Raw genomic sequence first — 16,171 nt, 5'->3', positions numbered from 1 at the left:
CCGGGTCCGGCAGCGCTAGGGCCCGGGGTGGGGTAACTGCCGGAATCGGACATCGTGATAGGGCTCGGAGCGGGCCATACGCCTCGCGATCACTCCGAATCGGTATTCGACCGGGGAGCATGCGGTCCACCACCGCCATCCCGTGGTGTCCTCACTACGGCCATGCAACCAGGCCGTAGCAGCGCGATGCGCATCGAAGTCCGCTCCGAGCTCGGACGCGATCCGATAAGCCCGGGTGATTCGATGCCGCTCGAGCGCCCACACACCATAGGGCGCCACGGCATCCGCAAGGGCAACCGCGAGCGCGGCGTGCAGGCCCACGATCGGTGTGCAGAGCCACGCCGCGACTGCCACGAATCCGCAGAAGAACGCCGCATAGGCCAATTTCCTGGCCGTCCACGACAACCGCGCCCGCACGTGCGGATTCAGACGTATGGCAAAGACACCCGCCACCAGGCCGACCGCCACGCCGGCAACAACGGTGGGTACGAGCCAGAACCAGCCGATCGGCCGTTTGGTCCACCGCACGAACCGCGCCACCCGGGGCGTGTTGTACAGCTGCCGCCCGAGCTGCAGCGCCAGCAGCGCCTCCAGGTCGGACCGTGTCAACGTGGTCAGTGCGCCCTGCGTGACGCCGATGAGGTCATCGCCGAACGCACAGATATCGGCGTATGCCCCCTTCCCCACCGCCAGCTGACACACCGAGCGGTCCACGCCGACCGCACGGACCACCGAATCCCATGCCGCATCCAGCGTCTCGGCATCCGCGGCATCCGGGCGACACCAGGTGTCCTCGGCGACCCGAACCAGCGTCTGCGCCTTCGGCCACGCTCCACGGGCGAACCACCAGAACAGCAGCCACACCACCGCGACCGCCAACGCGGGCCAGGTTCCGAGCCACATCCGCACCCTGTCGACCAGCAGTACGCTGATCATCAGACCGGGCACCGCTAGTGCAAGCTGCACAACCGAGTTCACGAACAGCACCGAGCGGCCGACTCTGGAGCCTCGCCCTCGCGCGAACATCGCCCCTCACTCTCTTGACACCCACAGGCGATGTACCCGCGTGACTCGACACGGAAACGTCTATGGGCGAGGCACTTTCGGCCGTGCACATGCGGCGTTCCGGGCAGACGACGCCCGCGCGGGATAACCCGCGCGGACATTCACCGCGGCGGAACGCCCTCGCGCCGCTCAGCCGACGACGGCGCAGTTGTAGCCCATGTGCGTGCCGTTGGCGACGCGGACGTCGACGTAGGGGGTCGGGGCGCCGGGTGGGGTGCCCGCCTGTACCGCGGTGATGCGATGCTGCCCGACGGTGGCGGGGGTCCACGGCACGATCGCCTGCGCGCCCGAGGGGCGGAACCAGCCGATCGGGGTGTTGTTGTCGAAGACCTGGACCGGCTGCGCGCCGTCGGTGACGGACACCTCGACGGTGTACTGGCAGCCCGCGCCGTAGTTGGTACCCAGGCCGTAGTTCATATCCGCGTTCACGCCGACACGGGTGGCGGTCGCGTGTGCCGCGGGCGCCGCGGCGAGCAGGGCCGCCGGAACCATACCCAGCACCGCGGCTGCGGTTGCGAACCCGGCGGCGAGCGCCGGGCGGTGGGGATGCGCCCCCGGGCGACGGTGTGCGGTCCTGACTCTGATGTCCATCCGGTTCCTGTTCCGATCCGTGCTTCCGGGTCCCATATCCCGGAATGTGGCATTGATAATTGCGCCCCGGCCGTAAGAATGGGGGCGAATCGCCGCTTCGGTTGTCCGGCATGTTCCGGGTCGGCCGACGGGTCCCCGCGCGCAAGAGGACGATGGAACCATGCACCGCAACGCCCCGGCCCGCGATATCGACGAGTCCAAGGTCTCGATCACCCCGCCGAAACAGCAGGCCGCAGGCGTCACGGCGGTGACGGTCGCGCTGGAGCGCGCGGTGGAGGAGATGGGTGTGGTCCGCACGGCCCGCACCCTGGCCCGGGTGAATCAGCGGCACGGCTTCGACTGCCCCGGCTGCGCGTGGCCCGAGCCCACCGGTCGCCGGCGGCCCGCGGAATTCTGCGAAAACGGCGCGAAGGCCGTCGCCGAGGAGGCGACGCTGCGCACGGTCACCCCGGAGTTCTTCGCCCGGCATTCGATCGCGGAGCTGGCGGAGAAATCCGGCTACTGGCTGGGCCAGCAGGGCCGCCTGACGCACCCGATGGTGCTGCGGCCCGGCGATACCCACTACTCACCCATCGACTGGGACGAGGCCTACCGGCTGATCGCCGACACCCTGCGCGGCCTGGACTCCCCCGACGAGGCCCTGTTCTACACCTCGGGCCGCACCGCGAACGAGACCGCATTCGTCTATCAGCTGCTGGTGCGCAGCTTCGGCACCAACAACCTGCCCGACTGCTCGAACATGTGCCACGAATCCTCGGGCGCGGCGCTGAGCTCCTCGATCGGCATCGGCAAGGGTTCGGTGACCATCGACGACTTCTCCGCGGCCGAGGTGATCGTGGTGGCGGGGCAGAATCCCGGCACCAACCATCCCCGGATGCTCTCGGCGCTGCAGCAGGCCAAGGAGCACGGCGCACAGGTCATCGCGGTCAATCCGCTGCCCGAGACCGGGCTGCTGGGCTTCCGTGATCCGCAGACGGTCCGGGGCCTGACCACCGGCATCGCCATCGCCGACGATTTCCTGCAGATCCGCCTCGGCGGGGACATGGCGCTGTTCCAGGGCCTGGCCAAGCTGCTGTTCGAGGCCGAGGACGTCGCGCCCGGCACCGTGGTCGACCGCGCGTTCGTCGATGCGCACACCGCGGGCTTCGCCGAATACGAAAAGCAGATGCGCGCAGTCGATCTGGACGTGGTACTGGAGGCCACGGGCCTGACGCGCGAACAGCTCGAGCGCACCGCACGACTACTGGCGCGGTCCAGGTCCACCATCATCTGCTGGGCTATGGGCCTGACCCAGCAGGTGCACGGCGTGGCCACCATCGAGGAGGCCACGAATCTGCTGCTGATGCGCGGCATGATCGGCAAGCCGGGTGCGGGCGTGTGCCCGGTGCGCGGGCACTCCAACGTCCAGGGCGACCGCACCATGGGTATCTGGGAGAAGATGCCCGAAACCTTTCTGGCCGCACTGGATTCCGAGTTCGGCATCACCAGCCCGCGCGAGCACGGCCACGACACCGTCGATGCCATCCGCGCGATGCACGAGGGCCGGGCGCGCGTATTCCTGGGCATGGGCGGCAATTTCGTCTCGGCCACCCCCGACACCGAGCTCACTGAGGCCGCCCTGCGCGGTTGTGCTCTGACCGTGCAGGTTTCGACGAAGCTGAACCGCAGCCACGTCGTACACGGGCAGACCGCACTGATTCTGCCGACGCTCGGGCGCACCGATCTGGACCTGTCCCCTGCCGGCGTGAAACAGCAGGTGTCGGTGGAGGATTCGATGTCGATGGTGCACCTGTCCACAGGCCGCCTGACCCCGGTCAGCGACCAGCTGCGCAGCGAGGTGGCGATTGTCTGCGAACTCGCGCGGGAGCTGTTCGGGGCCGACCACCCCGTGCCGTGGGCGCGCCTGCGCGACGACTACGACGCGATCCGCGATTCGATCTCCCGGGTTATCCCGGGCTGCGCGGACTACAACGCGAAGGTCCGCGACCGCAACGGTTTCCAGCTGCCCCATCCCCCACGCGACGCCCGCGAGTTCCGGACCTCTACCGGCAAGGCGAATTTCGCGGTCAACGACCTACGCTGGCTGCCCGTGCCGTCGGGGCGGCTGATCCTGCAGACGCTGCGCAGCCATGATCAGTACAACACCACGATCTACGGCCTGGACGACCGCTATCGCGGTATTCACAACGGCCGCAGGGTGGTACTGGTCAATGCCGAGGACATCACCGCGCTCGGATTCACCGAGGGCGATCTGGTGGACGTGATCTCCGAGTGGACCGATGGCGTCGAGCGCAAGGTCACCGGCTTCCGGCTGGTGTCCTATTCCACACCGCGCGGCAACGCCGCCGCCTACTACCCCGAGACCAACCCGCTGGTCCCGCTGGACCACGTGGCCGAGCGCTCCAACACCCCAGCCTCCAAGGCGGTCACCGTCCGGCTGGAACCGCACGTGCACACCCGATGAGCGGCCGGATCCCCGGCGCCGACGATGCCATTGTCCGACAGCAGGATCGAGGTATTTCCATGAGCGGAGTGAACCAATGAGCCGGCGCGCGCTGCGCACGACGGAGCCGAGCGCTAGCGAGGCGGAGTCGTGAACGGAGCGAAGCGGAGTGAACCAATAAGCCAGCGCGCGCTGCGCACGACGGAGCCGAGCGCTAGCGAGGCGGAGTCGTGAGCAGAGTGACCGCGCGGCGCAAGATGGTGCGGATCACCCCGGGGGGGCAGATTCAGCGGCCGGACACGCTGACCGTCGAGGAGCCGCTGGAGCTGCGCGTCGACGGGCGGTCGTTGACCGTCACGATGCGCACGCCGGGCAACGACATCGATCTGGCGCACGGATTCCTGTTGAGCGAGAACATCATCGGCTCGGCGCAGGATGTCCTGTCCGCGCGCTACTGCGCCGGAACCGATGCCGACGGGCAGAACACCTACAACGTGCTCGACATCCAATTACGAACGTCCGCAACGATTTCCACCCGGAACTTCCTGACCAACAGCTCGTGCGGACTGTGTGGCAAGACCGCATTGGACGAGGTCCGCACCCGCAGCAGATTCGCGCCGCCGACGGCCGGACCAATCGTCGGCTCCACCGTTCTGGCTGCGATGCCGGATCAATTGCGCTCCCGCCAAGCGGTTTTCGAATCCACCGGCGGACTGCACGCGGCCGGGCTCTTCACCGCCGACGGCGTCCTGCTCGCCGTGCGGGAGGACATCGGGCGGCACAACGCGGTCGACAAGGTGATCGGCTGGGCGCTGCTGGAGGATCGTATCCCCGCCCACGATCTGATCCTGGTCGTCAGCAGCCGGGCCTCGTTCGAACTGGTCCAGAAGGCCGTCATGGCGGGCATTCCGATGCTGGGCGCGGTCTCGGCCGCCAGCTCGCTGGCCGTGGACCTCGCCGTCGAGTCGGACCTGACTCTGGCGGCGTTCGTCCGGGGCGGCAGCATGAACATCTACAGCGGCCTGCACCGCATCCGGCAGGCGGCCGCCCCCGAGTCACTGCCCGGGCAGTACGACTCGGCCCGCGCGGGCGGCTAGCGCCCCGGCTCACTCTGCGGACGGCCGGTCTCAGTCACCGCGACGGCCGGGCCCCGAGCCGCATCGGCGGTGTTACGCTCCCCGATAGAACAGGTTTCAATTCTGGCAGGAGTACAGATGGCGGCGCAGATCCGGGACGTGGTGGAGCAGTACGTGAAGCTGGTGGCCACCGGCCCGACCGAGGACATCGTGGCGCTGTACGCGCCGGACGCGGTGGTCGAGGATCCGATCGGCAGCACCCCGCGCCGGGGCCACGACGCCATCCGGGAGATGTACCAGACGCTGGAGGCCGCACAGCGCGAGACCAGCATCGACATCGTGCGCGTGGTCGGCTCCCACGCGATCGTCGGCTTCACGCTGGTCACCCGCTTCGGCGAGCACAAGATGACGCTCTCGCCGATCGACGTGATGGAGTTCGACGAGCAGGGCCGCATCGTCAGCATGAAGGCCTACTGGGGCCCGGACGACATGGTGACCGAGTCGGCCTAGGACCACCCCGAACGCCCCTGCCCGTCGGCCGAATTATCGTGACCACCAGGGGCGTTCGGCACCGATGAGCTTTCGGCCGCAGGGCCGTCGTAACAAATGAGAACGCCACGTAACGGCACACATCCCGGTGGCGATTCCCCAATATCGGACAAAGGTTCAACGGCGAACCAGGGGAGATCAACGGCGATCTCCGACCGCGGGCGCGAACAGCTACACCGTTCGTCACCGGTCCGATACGAGTGTTGTACCGACGCGACACGAGCTGCCACCGCAGCATCGGTCCAGCGTAAGCCGCACCGGCACAGCATGTTCGGGATCCGTGGCGAAAGGGGCCGCCACCTCCGATCCCGCCCGCTCCCGCAGTAGTCAGACCCGTCGGGCCACTCTCCAGGGCCTAATACCCAGCTCACGACGGTCGGGCCCCACGCTCCAGCGCCAGGTACCCAGCTCACGACAGCCAAGGCCCGCACTCCAGCGCCAAGTCCCCGACTCACAACAGCCGAGGTCCACGCTCCAGCGCCAAGTCCCCGACTCACGGCCACCAGGCCCCACCAGGGCCTCGTGCCTGCGCAGCGCAAATGCCGAACACCGCGGAGCAGATCCTGGTCCTCGAGTTTCGAACCGCCCATCCGGCGGCGATCTCTCACCCTTCCCGCCCAGTAGCGCGCCAGCTCTCATCGCGCGTCCGCGTATGCCCCATCCGCGGCCGACGATCGACCGTGAGCCGTGCAGCGACCCCGCATTCCGCCGACCTCCGGCCATCTCCCATTGGCTATTGGCTATCGGCTATCGGCTATCGGCTATCGGCTATCGGCTATCGGCTATCGGCTATCGGCTATCGGCTATCGGCTATCGGCTATCGAGGCAACCTCGAGGTACGTACCCCGCCGCAGCATCCACTCGTCAGACAATGGGCATGGACATACCGTATGTATCAGCTTATTATCACGTTGTGACTACCGATATCCGAGACCTGAACCGCCGCGTCGTCGACTACAGCGTCGAGATCGTGTCCAAGCTGACCGCCGACGATCTCGACCGCCCCACCCCCTGCTCCGAATGGACCGTCGCAGACCTGTTGGCCCACATGACCGTTCAGCACCGGGGCTTCGCCGCCTCGGCCCGCGGCAACGGCGCCGACCTGGATGTCTGGAAGGTGCAGCCGCTGGCCGCGGATCCCGTCCGCGACTATGCCGAGGCCGCCGCGGACGTCATCGCCGCCTACTCCGAGCTCGACTCCCTGGACCAGCTCTTCGAACTCCCCGAGTTCGGCCCGGGCGTCAAGGCCCCGGGCGCCATGGCCATCCGAGCCCACTTCATCGACTACGTCGTGCACGGCTGGGACATCGCCCGCGCGCTGGGCGTCCAGTACCACCTCGACGACGACTTCGTGGCGCTCTCCATGAAGGTCATCCAGATGGTCCCCACCGGCGAGGAGCGCGCGGCGTCCCCGTCGAAGGCCTTCGCCGCGGAACTCCCCGTCCCCCCGAACGCCGATCCCCTCGACCACATCCTGCTGCACCTGGGCCGCAACCCGGCCTGGCAGCCCTGACCTGAAAACCCCTGAATACGAATCGGGGCCGGGAGATTGCTCTCCCGGCCCCGATGTGTTCGTGGGGAACCTACGCCGACTTCTCCCGGCGCTCCTGACGCTGGGCCTTGCGCGGGACGATGGTCGGCAGCACGTTGTCGTTGACGGTGTCGGCGTTCACGACCACCTTGGCGACGTCGTCGCGGCTGGGGATGTCGTACATCACCGGCAGCAGCACTTCCTCCATGATGGCGCGCAGGCCGCGGGCGCCGGTGCCGCGCAGGATCGCCTGATCCGCGATGGCCTCGAGCGCGTCCTGGGTGAACTCCAGGTCGACCCCGTCCATGTCGAACAGCCTCACATACTGCTTGACCAGGGCGTTCTTCGGCTCGGAGAGGATCTTGACCAGCGAATCCTTGTCCAGGTTGGTCACCGAGGCCACGACGGGTAGGCGGCCGATGAACTCCGGGATCAGGCCGAACTTGATCAGATCCTCGGGCATCACGTCGGCGAAGTGATCGCTGGTGTCGATCTCCGACTTCGAGCGCACCTCGGCGCCGAATCCGATGCCGCGCTTGCCGACCCGGTCCTGCACGATCCGCTCCAGGCCCGCGAACGCGCCCGCCACGATGAACAGCACGTTCGTGGTGTCGATCTGGATGAATTCCTGATGCGGATGCTTGCGCCCGCCCTGCGGCGGCACGCTGGCCTGGGTGCCCTCGAGGATCTTCAGCAGCGCCTGCTGCACGCCCTCGCCGGAGACGTCGCGGGTGATCGACGGGTTCTCGGACTTGCGGGCGATCTTGTCGACCTCGTCGATGTAGATGATGCCGGTCTCGGCGCGCTTGACGTCGTAATCGGCGGCCTGGATCAGCTTGAGCAGGATGTTCTCCACATCCTCGCCGACATATCCCGCTTCGGTGAGCGCCGTCGCATCGGCGATGGCGAACGGGACGTTCAGCATCTTCGCCAAGGTCTGCGCCAGGTACGTCTTACCGCAGCCGGTGGGGCCGAGCATGAGGATGTTGGACTTGGTGAGCTCGACCGGCTCACCGCGGCCGTCGCGGCTCTTGTCGCCGGCCTGGATGCGCTTGTAATGGTTGTAGACCGCGACCGCCAGGGTGCGCTTGGCGGTGTCCTGGCCGATCACGTAGTTCTCGAGGAACTCACGGATCTCGGCGGGCTTGGGCAGCTCATCGAGTTTGACCTCGCTCGACTCGGCGAGCTCCTCCTCGATGATCTCGTTGCACAGGTCGATGCACTCGTCGCAGATGTACACACCTGGCCCCGCAATGAGCTTCTTGACCTGCTTCTGACTCTTTCCGCAGAACGAGCATTTGAGCAAGTCGCCGCCATCACCGATGCGCGCCATCTCGTGGGTCCCTACTTCCTTGTCCGCGTGCAACCGTCTGTTCCGATTGCCGACAAGCCGCCTTCAAACAACGCTACCCGCCCAATCCGGGTCGGTGTTCACCACGGAGGAATGTTCGCTTCGAAGCGCTACGCACGAACGTCATCCGAGAGTTGTATGGCTTTGTCGGCAACCATGAGCAAAGGTCCCTGGAAAGACCGTACCTGCTCGGCGTGATACAGGTCGATAACTTGGCCCGTTTCGCGGGCCCATCGTGTCCGGGTTCTCACAGCGAGCGCGTCCCGGCGCAGGTCACGACCACCGGGACGGCCCACCACGAGGTCCTCACTTCTTCTGGGCGCTCAGCTTGCGGTAGTCGAAGACCTGGTCGACGATCCCGTAATCCTTGGCCTCCTCGGCGGTCAGGATCTTGTCGCGATCGGTGTCCTTGCGGATCGTCGCGGTGTCCTTGCCGGTGTGCAGTGCCAGGATGTTGTCCATCTGGGAGCGGATACGCTCGATCTCGGCGGCCGCGATCTGCAGGTCCGAAACCTGGCCCTGCACACCGCCGGTGCGCGGCTGGTGAATCAGCACGCGGGCGTTGGGCAGGCACGCACGCTTGCCCGGGGTACCCGCGGCCAGCAGCACCGCCGCGGCGGAGGCGGCCTCGCCGAGGCAGACTGTGGCAACGTCCGCCCGGACGTACTGCATCGTGTCGTAGATGGCCATCAGCGCGGTGACGTCGCCGCCGGGCGAGTTGATGTACATCGTGATGTCGCGGTCGGGATCCAGCGACTCCAGCACCAGCAGCTGCGCCATGACGTCGTTGGCGACGGTGTCGTCGATCGGCATGCCGAGGAAGATGATGCGCTCCTCGAACAGCTTGTTGTACGGATTCGACTCCTTGACACCGTAGCTCGAGTGCTCGATGAAGGACGGCAGGATGTAGCGCGACTGCGCACCCTGCGGCGCCATACCGCCCGGTGCTGTGCGTGGGTCGAAAAGATTGGCCATCATCGTCTCCAAAGTCCTTGTGGGTGTGCTTGTTCGCTACCGGCCGTCATCGGCGGCCCGGGTGGTGCTGGTCAGGCATCGCCTGTCACGCGGTCCGGACGACCCCGACCGGCTCGCCCCTCGCGGTGACCGCCCGATTGATTCTCACGGATACCTGCCCTCTCTCACCCGGCTCGCCACTCGCAAGCACGCAGCCATTCCTGATTCGCTGACACAAACCCTAACGAAGCAGGGCGGCACCGATCTCCCGGTACCGCCCTGTCTTCGCTTACAGCGCAACTTTCGAACCGCTCAACTGCGCTGTAAGCGAAACGCGCTGTGCTGTACGGCGCGCTCGCAAGCTCCGCGCGCGACGCAAACCCGCTGCGCCGCAGCCTTTTACTTACTCGGCGGCCGCGGCGGCCGGCTCGGCCGCCGTGTCGTCCTGCTCCTCGGCGTCGGAGTCGGCGGGGGCGCCGAACATCTCCGAGGTGTCGACCGCATTGCCGGCGGTGTCGGTGACCTTGGCCTGGCCCACGACGGTGGCCAGCGCCTTGCCGCGGCGCACGTCCGCGAAGATCGCACCCAGCTGGCCGGCCTCCTGCACCTGCTGGATGAACTGCTCGGGCGACATGCCGTAGCGCTGGGCCTGGAACAGGATCCGCTCGGTCAGCTCGTCCTGGCCGACCTGGGTGTTCGCGGACTCGGCGATGGCGTCCAGCAGCAGCTGGGTCTTCACCGACTTCTCCGCGGCCTCCTTGGTGTCCTTGTCGAACTCCTCGCGGGAGGAGCCCTCGGCCTCGAGCGCCTCGGCGAGCTTGGCCTCGTCGTGGTCGAAGCCGTGCACCGCGTCGTGCAGCACGGCGTCGACCTCGGCCTGCACGGCGCCCTCGGGCAGCGGCACCTCGGTCTGCTCCAGCAGCGCCTCGAGCACCTTGTCGCGGATCACGCCGGCCTGCTCGACCTTCTTGGCCCGCTCGACGCGGGTGCGCAGATCGGCCTTCAGCTCGTCGATGGTGTCGAATTCGCTGGCCAGCTGAGCGAACTCGTCGTCGGCCTCGGGCAGCTCGCGCTCCTTGACCGAGTTCACCTTGACGGTCACGACCGCGTCCTTACCGGCGTACTCGCCGGCGACCAGGGCGGAGGTGAAGTCCTTGGACTCCTCCGCGGTCATGCCGATCAGGGTCTCGTCCAGGCCCTCGATGAGCTGACCGGAGCCGACCTCGTGCGACAGCCCGGTGGTCGAGGCGTCGGCGACCTCTTCGCCGTCGACGGTCGCGGACAGGTCGATGGAGACGAAATCGCCGTCCTGCACCGCGCGCTCGACGGCGGTCAGGGTGCCGAAGCGCTGACGCAGCGACTGCAGCTGCTGGTCGATGTCCTCGTCCTCGACGGCGATCGGGTCGACCTCGACCGCGATGGTGTCGAAGGCGGGCAGGGTGATCTCCGGGCGGACGTCGACCTCGGCGGTGAAGGCCAGCTCCTGGCCGTCCTCGATCTTGGTGATCTCGATCTCCGGGCGGCCGATGACGTTGACCTCGGCGGCGCTCACGGCCTCGCTGTAGCGGGCGGGCAGCGCATCGTTGACGACCTGCTCGAGGATCGCGCCGCGACCCAGCCGGGCCTCGAGCAGCTTGGCCGGCGCCTTACCCGGACGGAAACCCGGGATGCGCACCTGTCCGGCCAGCGTCTTGTAGGCCCGATCGAAGTCCGGCTTCAGCTCCTCGAAAGGCACCTCGACGTTGATGCGGACCCGGGTCGGGCTCAACTGCTCGACGGTGCTCTTCACGGACATGCTCCTTGTTAGTGGTTCGTTGTTCGGTATTGACGTGTATCGGTCCCCCCGATCGCATCCTGAATAGCCTAGTCGACCCCGGCATCCGAGCAGAAACTGCCTAGGATGCCGATTTCGCCGGTATCAGCTTCCGATCTTCACCGCGTCGGTCACGAAGACGAGCGTCTCGTTCGGCTTGATACCGTTGCCGCCCTGCCCGTAGCCCAGGTCCGGCGGGATGATCAGCAACCGGCGCCCGCCCTGCTTGATACCGACCAGGCCCTGATCCCAGCCGGGAATGACCTGGCCCGCGCCGAGGGTCAGCGGGAAGGGCTGGTTGCGGTCGAAGGAGCTGTCCAGCTTCTTCTTGTCCGACCAGGTGACCAGCGTGTAGTTCATGGTGACCGGATCGCCCGTCTTCGCGGCCGGGCCGGTGCCCGTGACCAGATCCTTGGTGATCAGGTGCGCGGGCGGGGTGCAGTCGTCGGGGATGGTGATGGCCGGCGGCTGGCCGAAGCCGCCGGTGACCTTGATGTCGTCGGCGGTGCATGCGCGGCCCGCGGGCGCCGGCGCGGCGGACTGGGTCTGCGCGCTCGACGCGGCCGCGGCCGTGGTGGCGCTCGAGGACGACGAGGACTTGGTCTCACTGCTGCCGCATGCGGTGAGCGCGACCGCGGCGGCCACGACGACGGTCGAACCGATGATTCTGGCCAGTGTCTGCATGCGCCGCACCCTAATCGGGCGTACCGACGCCGCCCTCGCGCGGGTAGCCTGACAACCGACTACCGCACGTCAGCACTTTCCGCGAGCACCACCTCGACGCGAGGAGAGTCTGCGCAATGAGCCAGCTGGCACCGGCGGGCGGCACTGCCGCCGCCACCGATACCTCCGCCGACAACGTGGGCGGACGCGGCGGCGAGACTCTCGCACCCCGCCCCTATCACCTCTCCGACATCCCCGGACCGCTCGGGCGCGAGGAACTCGCCGGGCTCGATGCCTGGTGGCGCGCGGCGAACTATCTGGCAGTCGGGCAGATCTATCTGATGGCCAACCCGCTGCTGCGCAGGCCGCTCGAGGCCGAGCACGTCAAGCCGCGCCTGCTCGGGCATTTCGGCACGGTCCCGGGGCTGAATCTGGTGTGGGCGCATGCCAATCGCGCGATCCGCGCCCGCGACCTGAACGCCGTCTTCGTGGCCGGGCCCGGCCACGGCGGCCCCGGGCCCAACGCCTGCGGCTGGCTCGAGGGCACCTGTTCCGAGCTCTACAGCCATATCTCGTTCGACGGCGACGGCATGCGCGAGCTGTTCGCGCAGTTCTCCTATCCCGGCGGGGTACCGAGCCACTGCGCACCCGAGACGCCCGGCTCCTTCCACGAGGGCGGCGAGCTGGGCTATTCGCTGCTGCACGCCTTCGGGGCGGCGCTGGACAATCCCGATCTGACGGTGTTCTGCGTCGTCGGCGACGGCGAGGCGGAGACCGGTCCGCTGGCGGGCAGCTGGCATGCGAACAAGTTCCTCAACCCTGGCCGGGACGGGGCGGTGCTGCCGATCCTGGCGCTGAACGAATACAAGATCGCCAATCCGACGCTGCTGGCGCGGATCCCGGAGGGCGAGCTGCTGTCGCTGCTGCGCGGATACGGATACGACCCGGTCATCGTCGCGGGCAGCGATCCGGCCACCGTGCACCAGGCGATGGCCGCGGCGATGGACGGCTGCCTGGACCGCATCGCCGAATTCCAGCGGGCCGCGCGCGAGGGCGGCGACACGACCAGGCCCAGCTGGCCGATGATCGTGCTGCGCACTCCCAAGGGCTGGACCTGCCCTCCGATGGTGGACGGCGAGCCGGTCGAGGGCACGTTCCGGGCGCATCAGGTGCCGCTGCCCGCCGCGCGCACCGATGCCGGTCACCGCGCGGTGCTCGAGCAGTGGCTGCGGTCCTACCGCCCGGAGGAGCTGTTCGACGAGGCGGGCGCGCCGGTGCCGGGCCTGCTCGCGCTGTCGCCGATCGGGGACCGGCGGATGAGCGCCAACCCGGTGAGCAACGGCGGCGCGCTGGTGCGGGATCTGAAGCTGCCTGACTGGCGCGAGTACGGCGTCGAGGTCATCGCGCCCGGCGCAACGGATCACGAGGCGACGCAGGTGCTGGGCGGGTGGCTGCGCGATGTCACCGCGGCCAATCCGGACAATTTCCTCACCCTCGCCCCCGACGAACTGGCCAGCAACCGGCTGCAGGACATCCTCACCGTGACCGGGCGCAACTGGCAGGCCGAAATCGGCGAGTACGACGTGAAATTGGACCGCACCGGCCGGGTGATCGAGGTGCTGTCCGAGCACATGTGCCAGGGCCTGCTGGAGGGGTATCTGCTCACCGGGCGGCACGGGGTGTTCACCTGCTACGAGGCGTTCATCCACATCGTCGATGCGATGTTCAACCAGCACGCCAAGTGGCTCGACGCGAGTTCGGCGGTGGCATGGCGGCGGCCCATTCCGAGCCTGAACTACCTGCTCTCCTCCCATGTGTGGCGGCAGGACCACAACGGGTTCACCCATCAGGATCCGGGATTCCTGGACGTCGTGCTGAACAAGAGCCCGGAGATCGTGCGGGTATATCTGCCGCCGGATGCGAACACCCTGCTGTCGACCTACGATCACTGCCTGCGCTCGCGGCACTACGTGAATGTCGTGGTTGCGGGCAAACAGCCGCAGGCGGACTGGCTTTCGGTTCCCGACGCCATCGCGCACTGCACCCGCGGCATCGGCATCTGGGAGTGGGCCGGGCACAACGACGAGGTGGGCACCAGCCCCGACGTGGTACTGGCCTGCGCCGGTGACGTGCCGACGCTGGAAACCCTTGCCGCCGCGGCGATTCTGCGAGAGCGCCTGCCACAGTTACGGATTCGCGTGGTGAACGTCGTGGATCTGATGCGCCTGCAACCGAGCGACCAACACCCGCACGGCCTGCCCGACAGCGAATTCGACACCCTGTTCACCGCGGATCGTCCCGTCATCTTCGCCTTCCACGGCTACCCGTGGCTGATCCACCGTCTCGCCTACCGCCGCACCAACCACGACGGCATGCATGTGCGCGGCTACAAGGAAAAGGGCACCACTACAACACCTTTCGACATGGTCATGCTGAACGACCTGGACCGCTACCACCTGGTCATGGACGTCATCGACCGGGTGCCCGGCCTGGGCGAGCGCGCGGCGGGCCTGCGCCAGGACATGTCCGATGCCCGCGCCGCGGCCCGCGCCTGGACCCGCGAACACGGCCAGGACATCCCGGAGGTCGCCGAGTGGCGCTGGCCGTATTCGCGGGCGTGACTCAGTAGCCGATGGTGAAGCGGCGCTGGAGGTATCGCGGCTCCTCGATCTCGTCGAGCAGCGCCACGGCCGCGTCGGGGTAGGAGACGCGGCTGTTGCCGTCGGCGTCCAGGACCGGTTGGTCGCCGCCGACACGGTAGCGGCCGGTACGTTCGCCGGGGCCGATCTGTTCGGCCGGGCTGAGGTAGGTCCAGCGACGGTTGGAGGTGCGCAGCAGGTCCAGGGCGTCGCGGGCGCCGCGCACGGCGGCGGCATACTCCCGCGGGAGACCTATCGTGTCGAGAATCCGGTGCACCCGCTCATCGTCGTCCGCGGTCACGCGTCCGGGCGCGTACTCGAGACTGCCGGCGCCGCCGATCACCATCAGGCGGGTACGCGGGTGGGTGGCCAAAGCCTGTAAGAGCGATCGCGCCACGGTCGCGTAGCCCGTCGGATCGGCGATGGACCTGGCGACGGTGTCGTCGAAGTCGATGGACGAATTGCCGGGTTGATATCCGCTCACCAGCACGTCGAGACCCGGTAGCTGCGCGGCGACGGCGGCGCTGTCGAAGACGTCGAGCTGTGCCCAGGTCAGGTTCGGATGCGTGGCGGTGACGCCCGCGAGGTCCCGAGTGAAGGCCCGGACGTGATGGCCGCGCTCGAGCGCCTCGGTGACCACATGCCGGCCGATATTGCCCGTGGCCCCGATTATGCCGATGAACATGATGCTCCCTGAAAAGATTTGCATGGCGTGAGGAAACTATACGCCGTGCAGTTTATACATGCCGTCTAGAAATTTCACAGGCGTGTACGGTTGTGCCCGTGGGTACCGATGTGCCGACCAGGCGGCAGCTGCGGCGGGCGGAGACGACGGCGGAGATCAAGGACACCGCGCTGCGGCTGATGGCGGCGAACGGTCCGGGAGCGATCACGCTGCGAGCGATCGCGCGCGAGATGGGCATGACGGCGAACGCCGTCTACAGCTACTTCCCCACGCGCGACGATCTGGTGACGGCGCTGATCCGGGATGTGTACGACGAGATGGCCGATGCGCTGCAGGCGGCCAGGGATTCCCGCCCCGACGACGACCCGGCCGGGCGAATCCTGGCGTGGGCCTGCGCCTTCCGGGACTGGTCACTCGCGCACACCGAGGGCTTCCGGCTCGTCTACGGCGACCCCATCCCCGGCTATCGGCCGCCCGAGGGCGGACCCGCGCCCGAGGCCGAGCAGCGGGTGTGTGCGATCCTGACCGGGCTGGCGGCGGGCGCGCACCGGCGGGCCGGACCCGCCCGCGCCGAGGCCGAGTTCTCCTGGGGCGACTTCGATCCTGGGCTGGTCGCCGAGGTACGCACGCTGTTCCCGGACCTGTCCCCCGCCGTGCTGGCCGTCGCCCTGCGCATGTGGGGACGCCTGCACGGCCTGGTCTCCCTGGAGATCCTCGGTCACCTGCGGACGCTGACCACCGATCCGGACAAGCTGTATCGGTCCGAGGTCGATCAGATGATCCGCGGCATGGGATTGTGACGTCCGCCGCG

Annotated in this window: 13 protein-coding genes; 6 read left to right on the top strand and 7 right to left on the bottom strand. The window is 67.8% G+C overall.

What is annotated here, in order from left to right; all coding sequences use genetic code 11:
• Positions 1 to 15: 15 nt before the first annotated feature.
• Positions 16 to 978, bottom strand: a complete 963-nt coding sequence (locus KO481_RS14800; protein ID WP_215917674.1) for a hypothetical protein — start codon at positions 976 to 978, stop codon at positions 16 to 18.
• Between the two features lie 216 nt (positions 979 to 1,194).
• On the bottom strand, positions 1,195 to 1,656 hold the full coding sequence (locus KO481_RS14795) for a hypothetical protein (protein WP_215917673.1): 462 nt from the start codon (positions 1,654 to 1,656) through the stop codon (positions 1,195 to 1,197).
• 160 nt (positions 1,657 to 1,816) lie between these two features.
• Between KO481_RS14795 and KO481_RS14790 the strand changes: the two genes are divergently transcribed.
• The 4 genes from KO481_RS14790 to KO481_RS14775 all read left to right on the top strand — a co-directional run bounded on the left by KO481_RS14790 (position 1,817) and on the right by KO481_RS14775 (position 7,237).
• The gene (locus KO481_RS14790; protein ID WP_215917672.1) at positions 1,817 to 4,120 is read left to right on the top strand and encodes an FdhF/YdeP family oxidoreductase; all 2,304 of its coding nucleotides are present in this window, start codon (positions 1,817 to 1,819) and stop codon (positions 4,118 to 4,120) included.
• 209 nt (positions 4,121 to 4,329) lie between these two features.
• Entirely contained in the window at positions 4,330 to 5,196 is an 867-nt protein-coding gene (fdhD, locus tag KO481_RS14785) for a formate dehydrogenase accessory sulfurtransferase FdhD (RefSeq protein WP_215917671.1), read from the top strand.
• A 117-nt stretch (positions 5,197 to 5,313) separates the two neighbouring features.
• On the top strand, positions 5,314 to 5,685 hold the full coding sequence (locus KO481_RS14780; protein ID WP_215917670.1) for a nuclear transport factor 2 family protein: 372 nt from the start codon (positions 5,314 to 5,316) through the stop codon (positions 5,683 to 5,685).
• Between the two features lie 952 nt (positions 5,686 to 6,637).
• Complete coding sequence (locus KO481_RS14775; protein WP_308166610.1) at positions 6,638 to 7,237, top strand: TIGR03086 family metal-binding protein; 600 nt, start codon at positions 6,638 to 6,640, stop codon at positions 7,235 to 7,237.
• 70 nt (positions 7,238 to 7,307) lie between these two features.
• Here the strand turns inward: KO481_RS14775 and clpX are convergent, their stop codons facing one another.
• From clpX to KO481_RS14755, 4 genes are all read right to left on the bottom strand, one after another.
• Positions 7,308 to 8,588 (bottom strand): ATP-dependent Clp protease ATP-binding subunit ClpX, encoded by a 1,281-nt coding sequence (gene clpX, locus KO481_RS14770; protein ID WP_215917668.1) that lies wholly within the window; start codon positions 8,586 to 8,588, stop codon positions 7,308 to 7,310.
• A 324-nt stretch (positions 8,589 to 8,912) separates the two neighbouring features.
• Positions 8,913 to 9,581, bottom strand: coding sequence for an ATP-dependent Clp protease proteolytic subunit (locus tag KO481_RS14765; protein WP_215917910.1), 669 nt, complete (start codon positions 9,579 to 9,581; stop codon positions 8,913 to 8,915).
• A 382-nt stretch (positions 9,582 to 9,963) separates the two neighbouring features.
• The gene (tig, locus tag KO481_RS14760; protein ID WP_372452028.1) at positions 9,964 to 11,349 is read right to left on the bottom strand and encodes a trigger factor; all 1,386 of its coding nucleotides are present in this window, start codon (positions 11,347 to 11,349) and stop codon (positions 9,964 to 9,966) included.
• A gap of 129 nt (positions 11,350 to 11,478) precedes the next feature.
• Positions 11,479 to 12,057 (bottom strand): FKBP-type peptidyl-prolyl cis-trans isomerase, encoded by a 579-nt coding sequence (locus KO481_RS14755; RefSeq protein WP_215917666.1) that lies wholly within the window; start codon positions 12,055 to 12,057, stop codon positions 11,479 to 11,481.
• Between the two features lie 116 nt (positions 12,058 to 12,173).
• Between KO481_RS14755 and KO481_RS14750 the strand changes: the two genes are divergently transcribed.
• Positions 12,174 to 14,657 (top strand): phosphoketolase family protein, encoded by a 2,484-nt coding sequence (locus KO481_RS14750; protein ID WP_215917665.1) that lies wholly within the window; start codon positions 12,174 to 12,176, stop codon positions 14,655 to 14,657.
• 1 nt (position 14,658) lies between these two features.
• Here the strand turns inward: KO481_RS14750 and KO481_RS14745 are convergent, their stop codons facing one another.
• A complete protein-coding gene (locus KO481_RS14745; protein ID WP_215917664.1) occupies positions 14,659 to 15,360 on the bottom strand; it encodes an NAD(P)-dependent oxidoreductase in 702 nt (233 codons plus the stop codon).
• 98 nt (positions 15,361 to 15,458) lie between these two features.
• Between KO481_RS14745 and KO481_RS14740 the strand changes: the two genes are divergently transcribed.
• On the top strand, positions 15,459 to 16,160 hold the full coding sequence (locus KO481_RS14740) for a TetR/AcrR family transcriptional regulator (protein WP_215917663.1): 702 nt from the start codon (positions 15,459 to 15,461) through the stop codon (positions 16,158 to 16,160).
• The last annotated feature ends 11 nt before the right edge of the window (positions 16,161 to 16,171 follow it).

Source organism: Nocardia albiluteola, from assembly GCF_018860155.1.
GTDB lineage: Bacteria > Actinomycetota > Actinomycetes > Mycobacteriales > Mycobacteriaceae > Nocardia > Nocardia albiluteola.
This window is presented reverse-complemented; position numbering and strand designations above follow the sequence as displayed.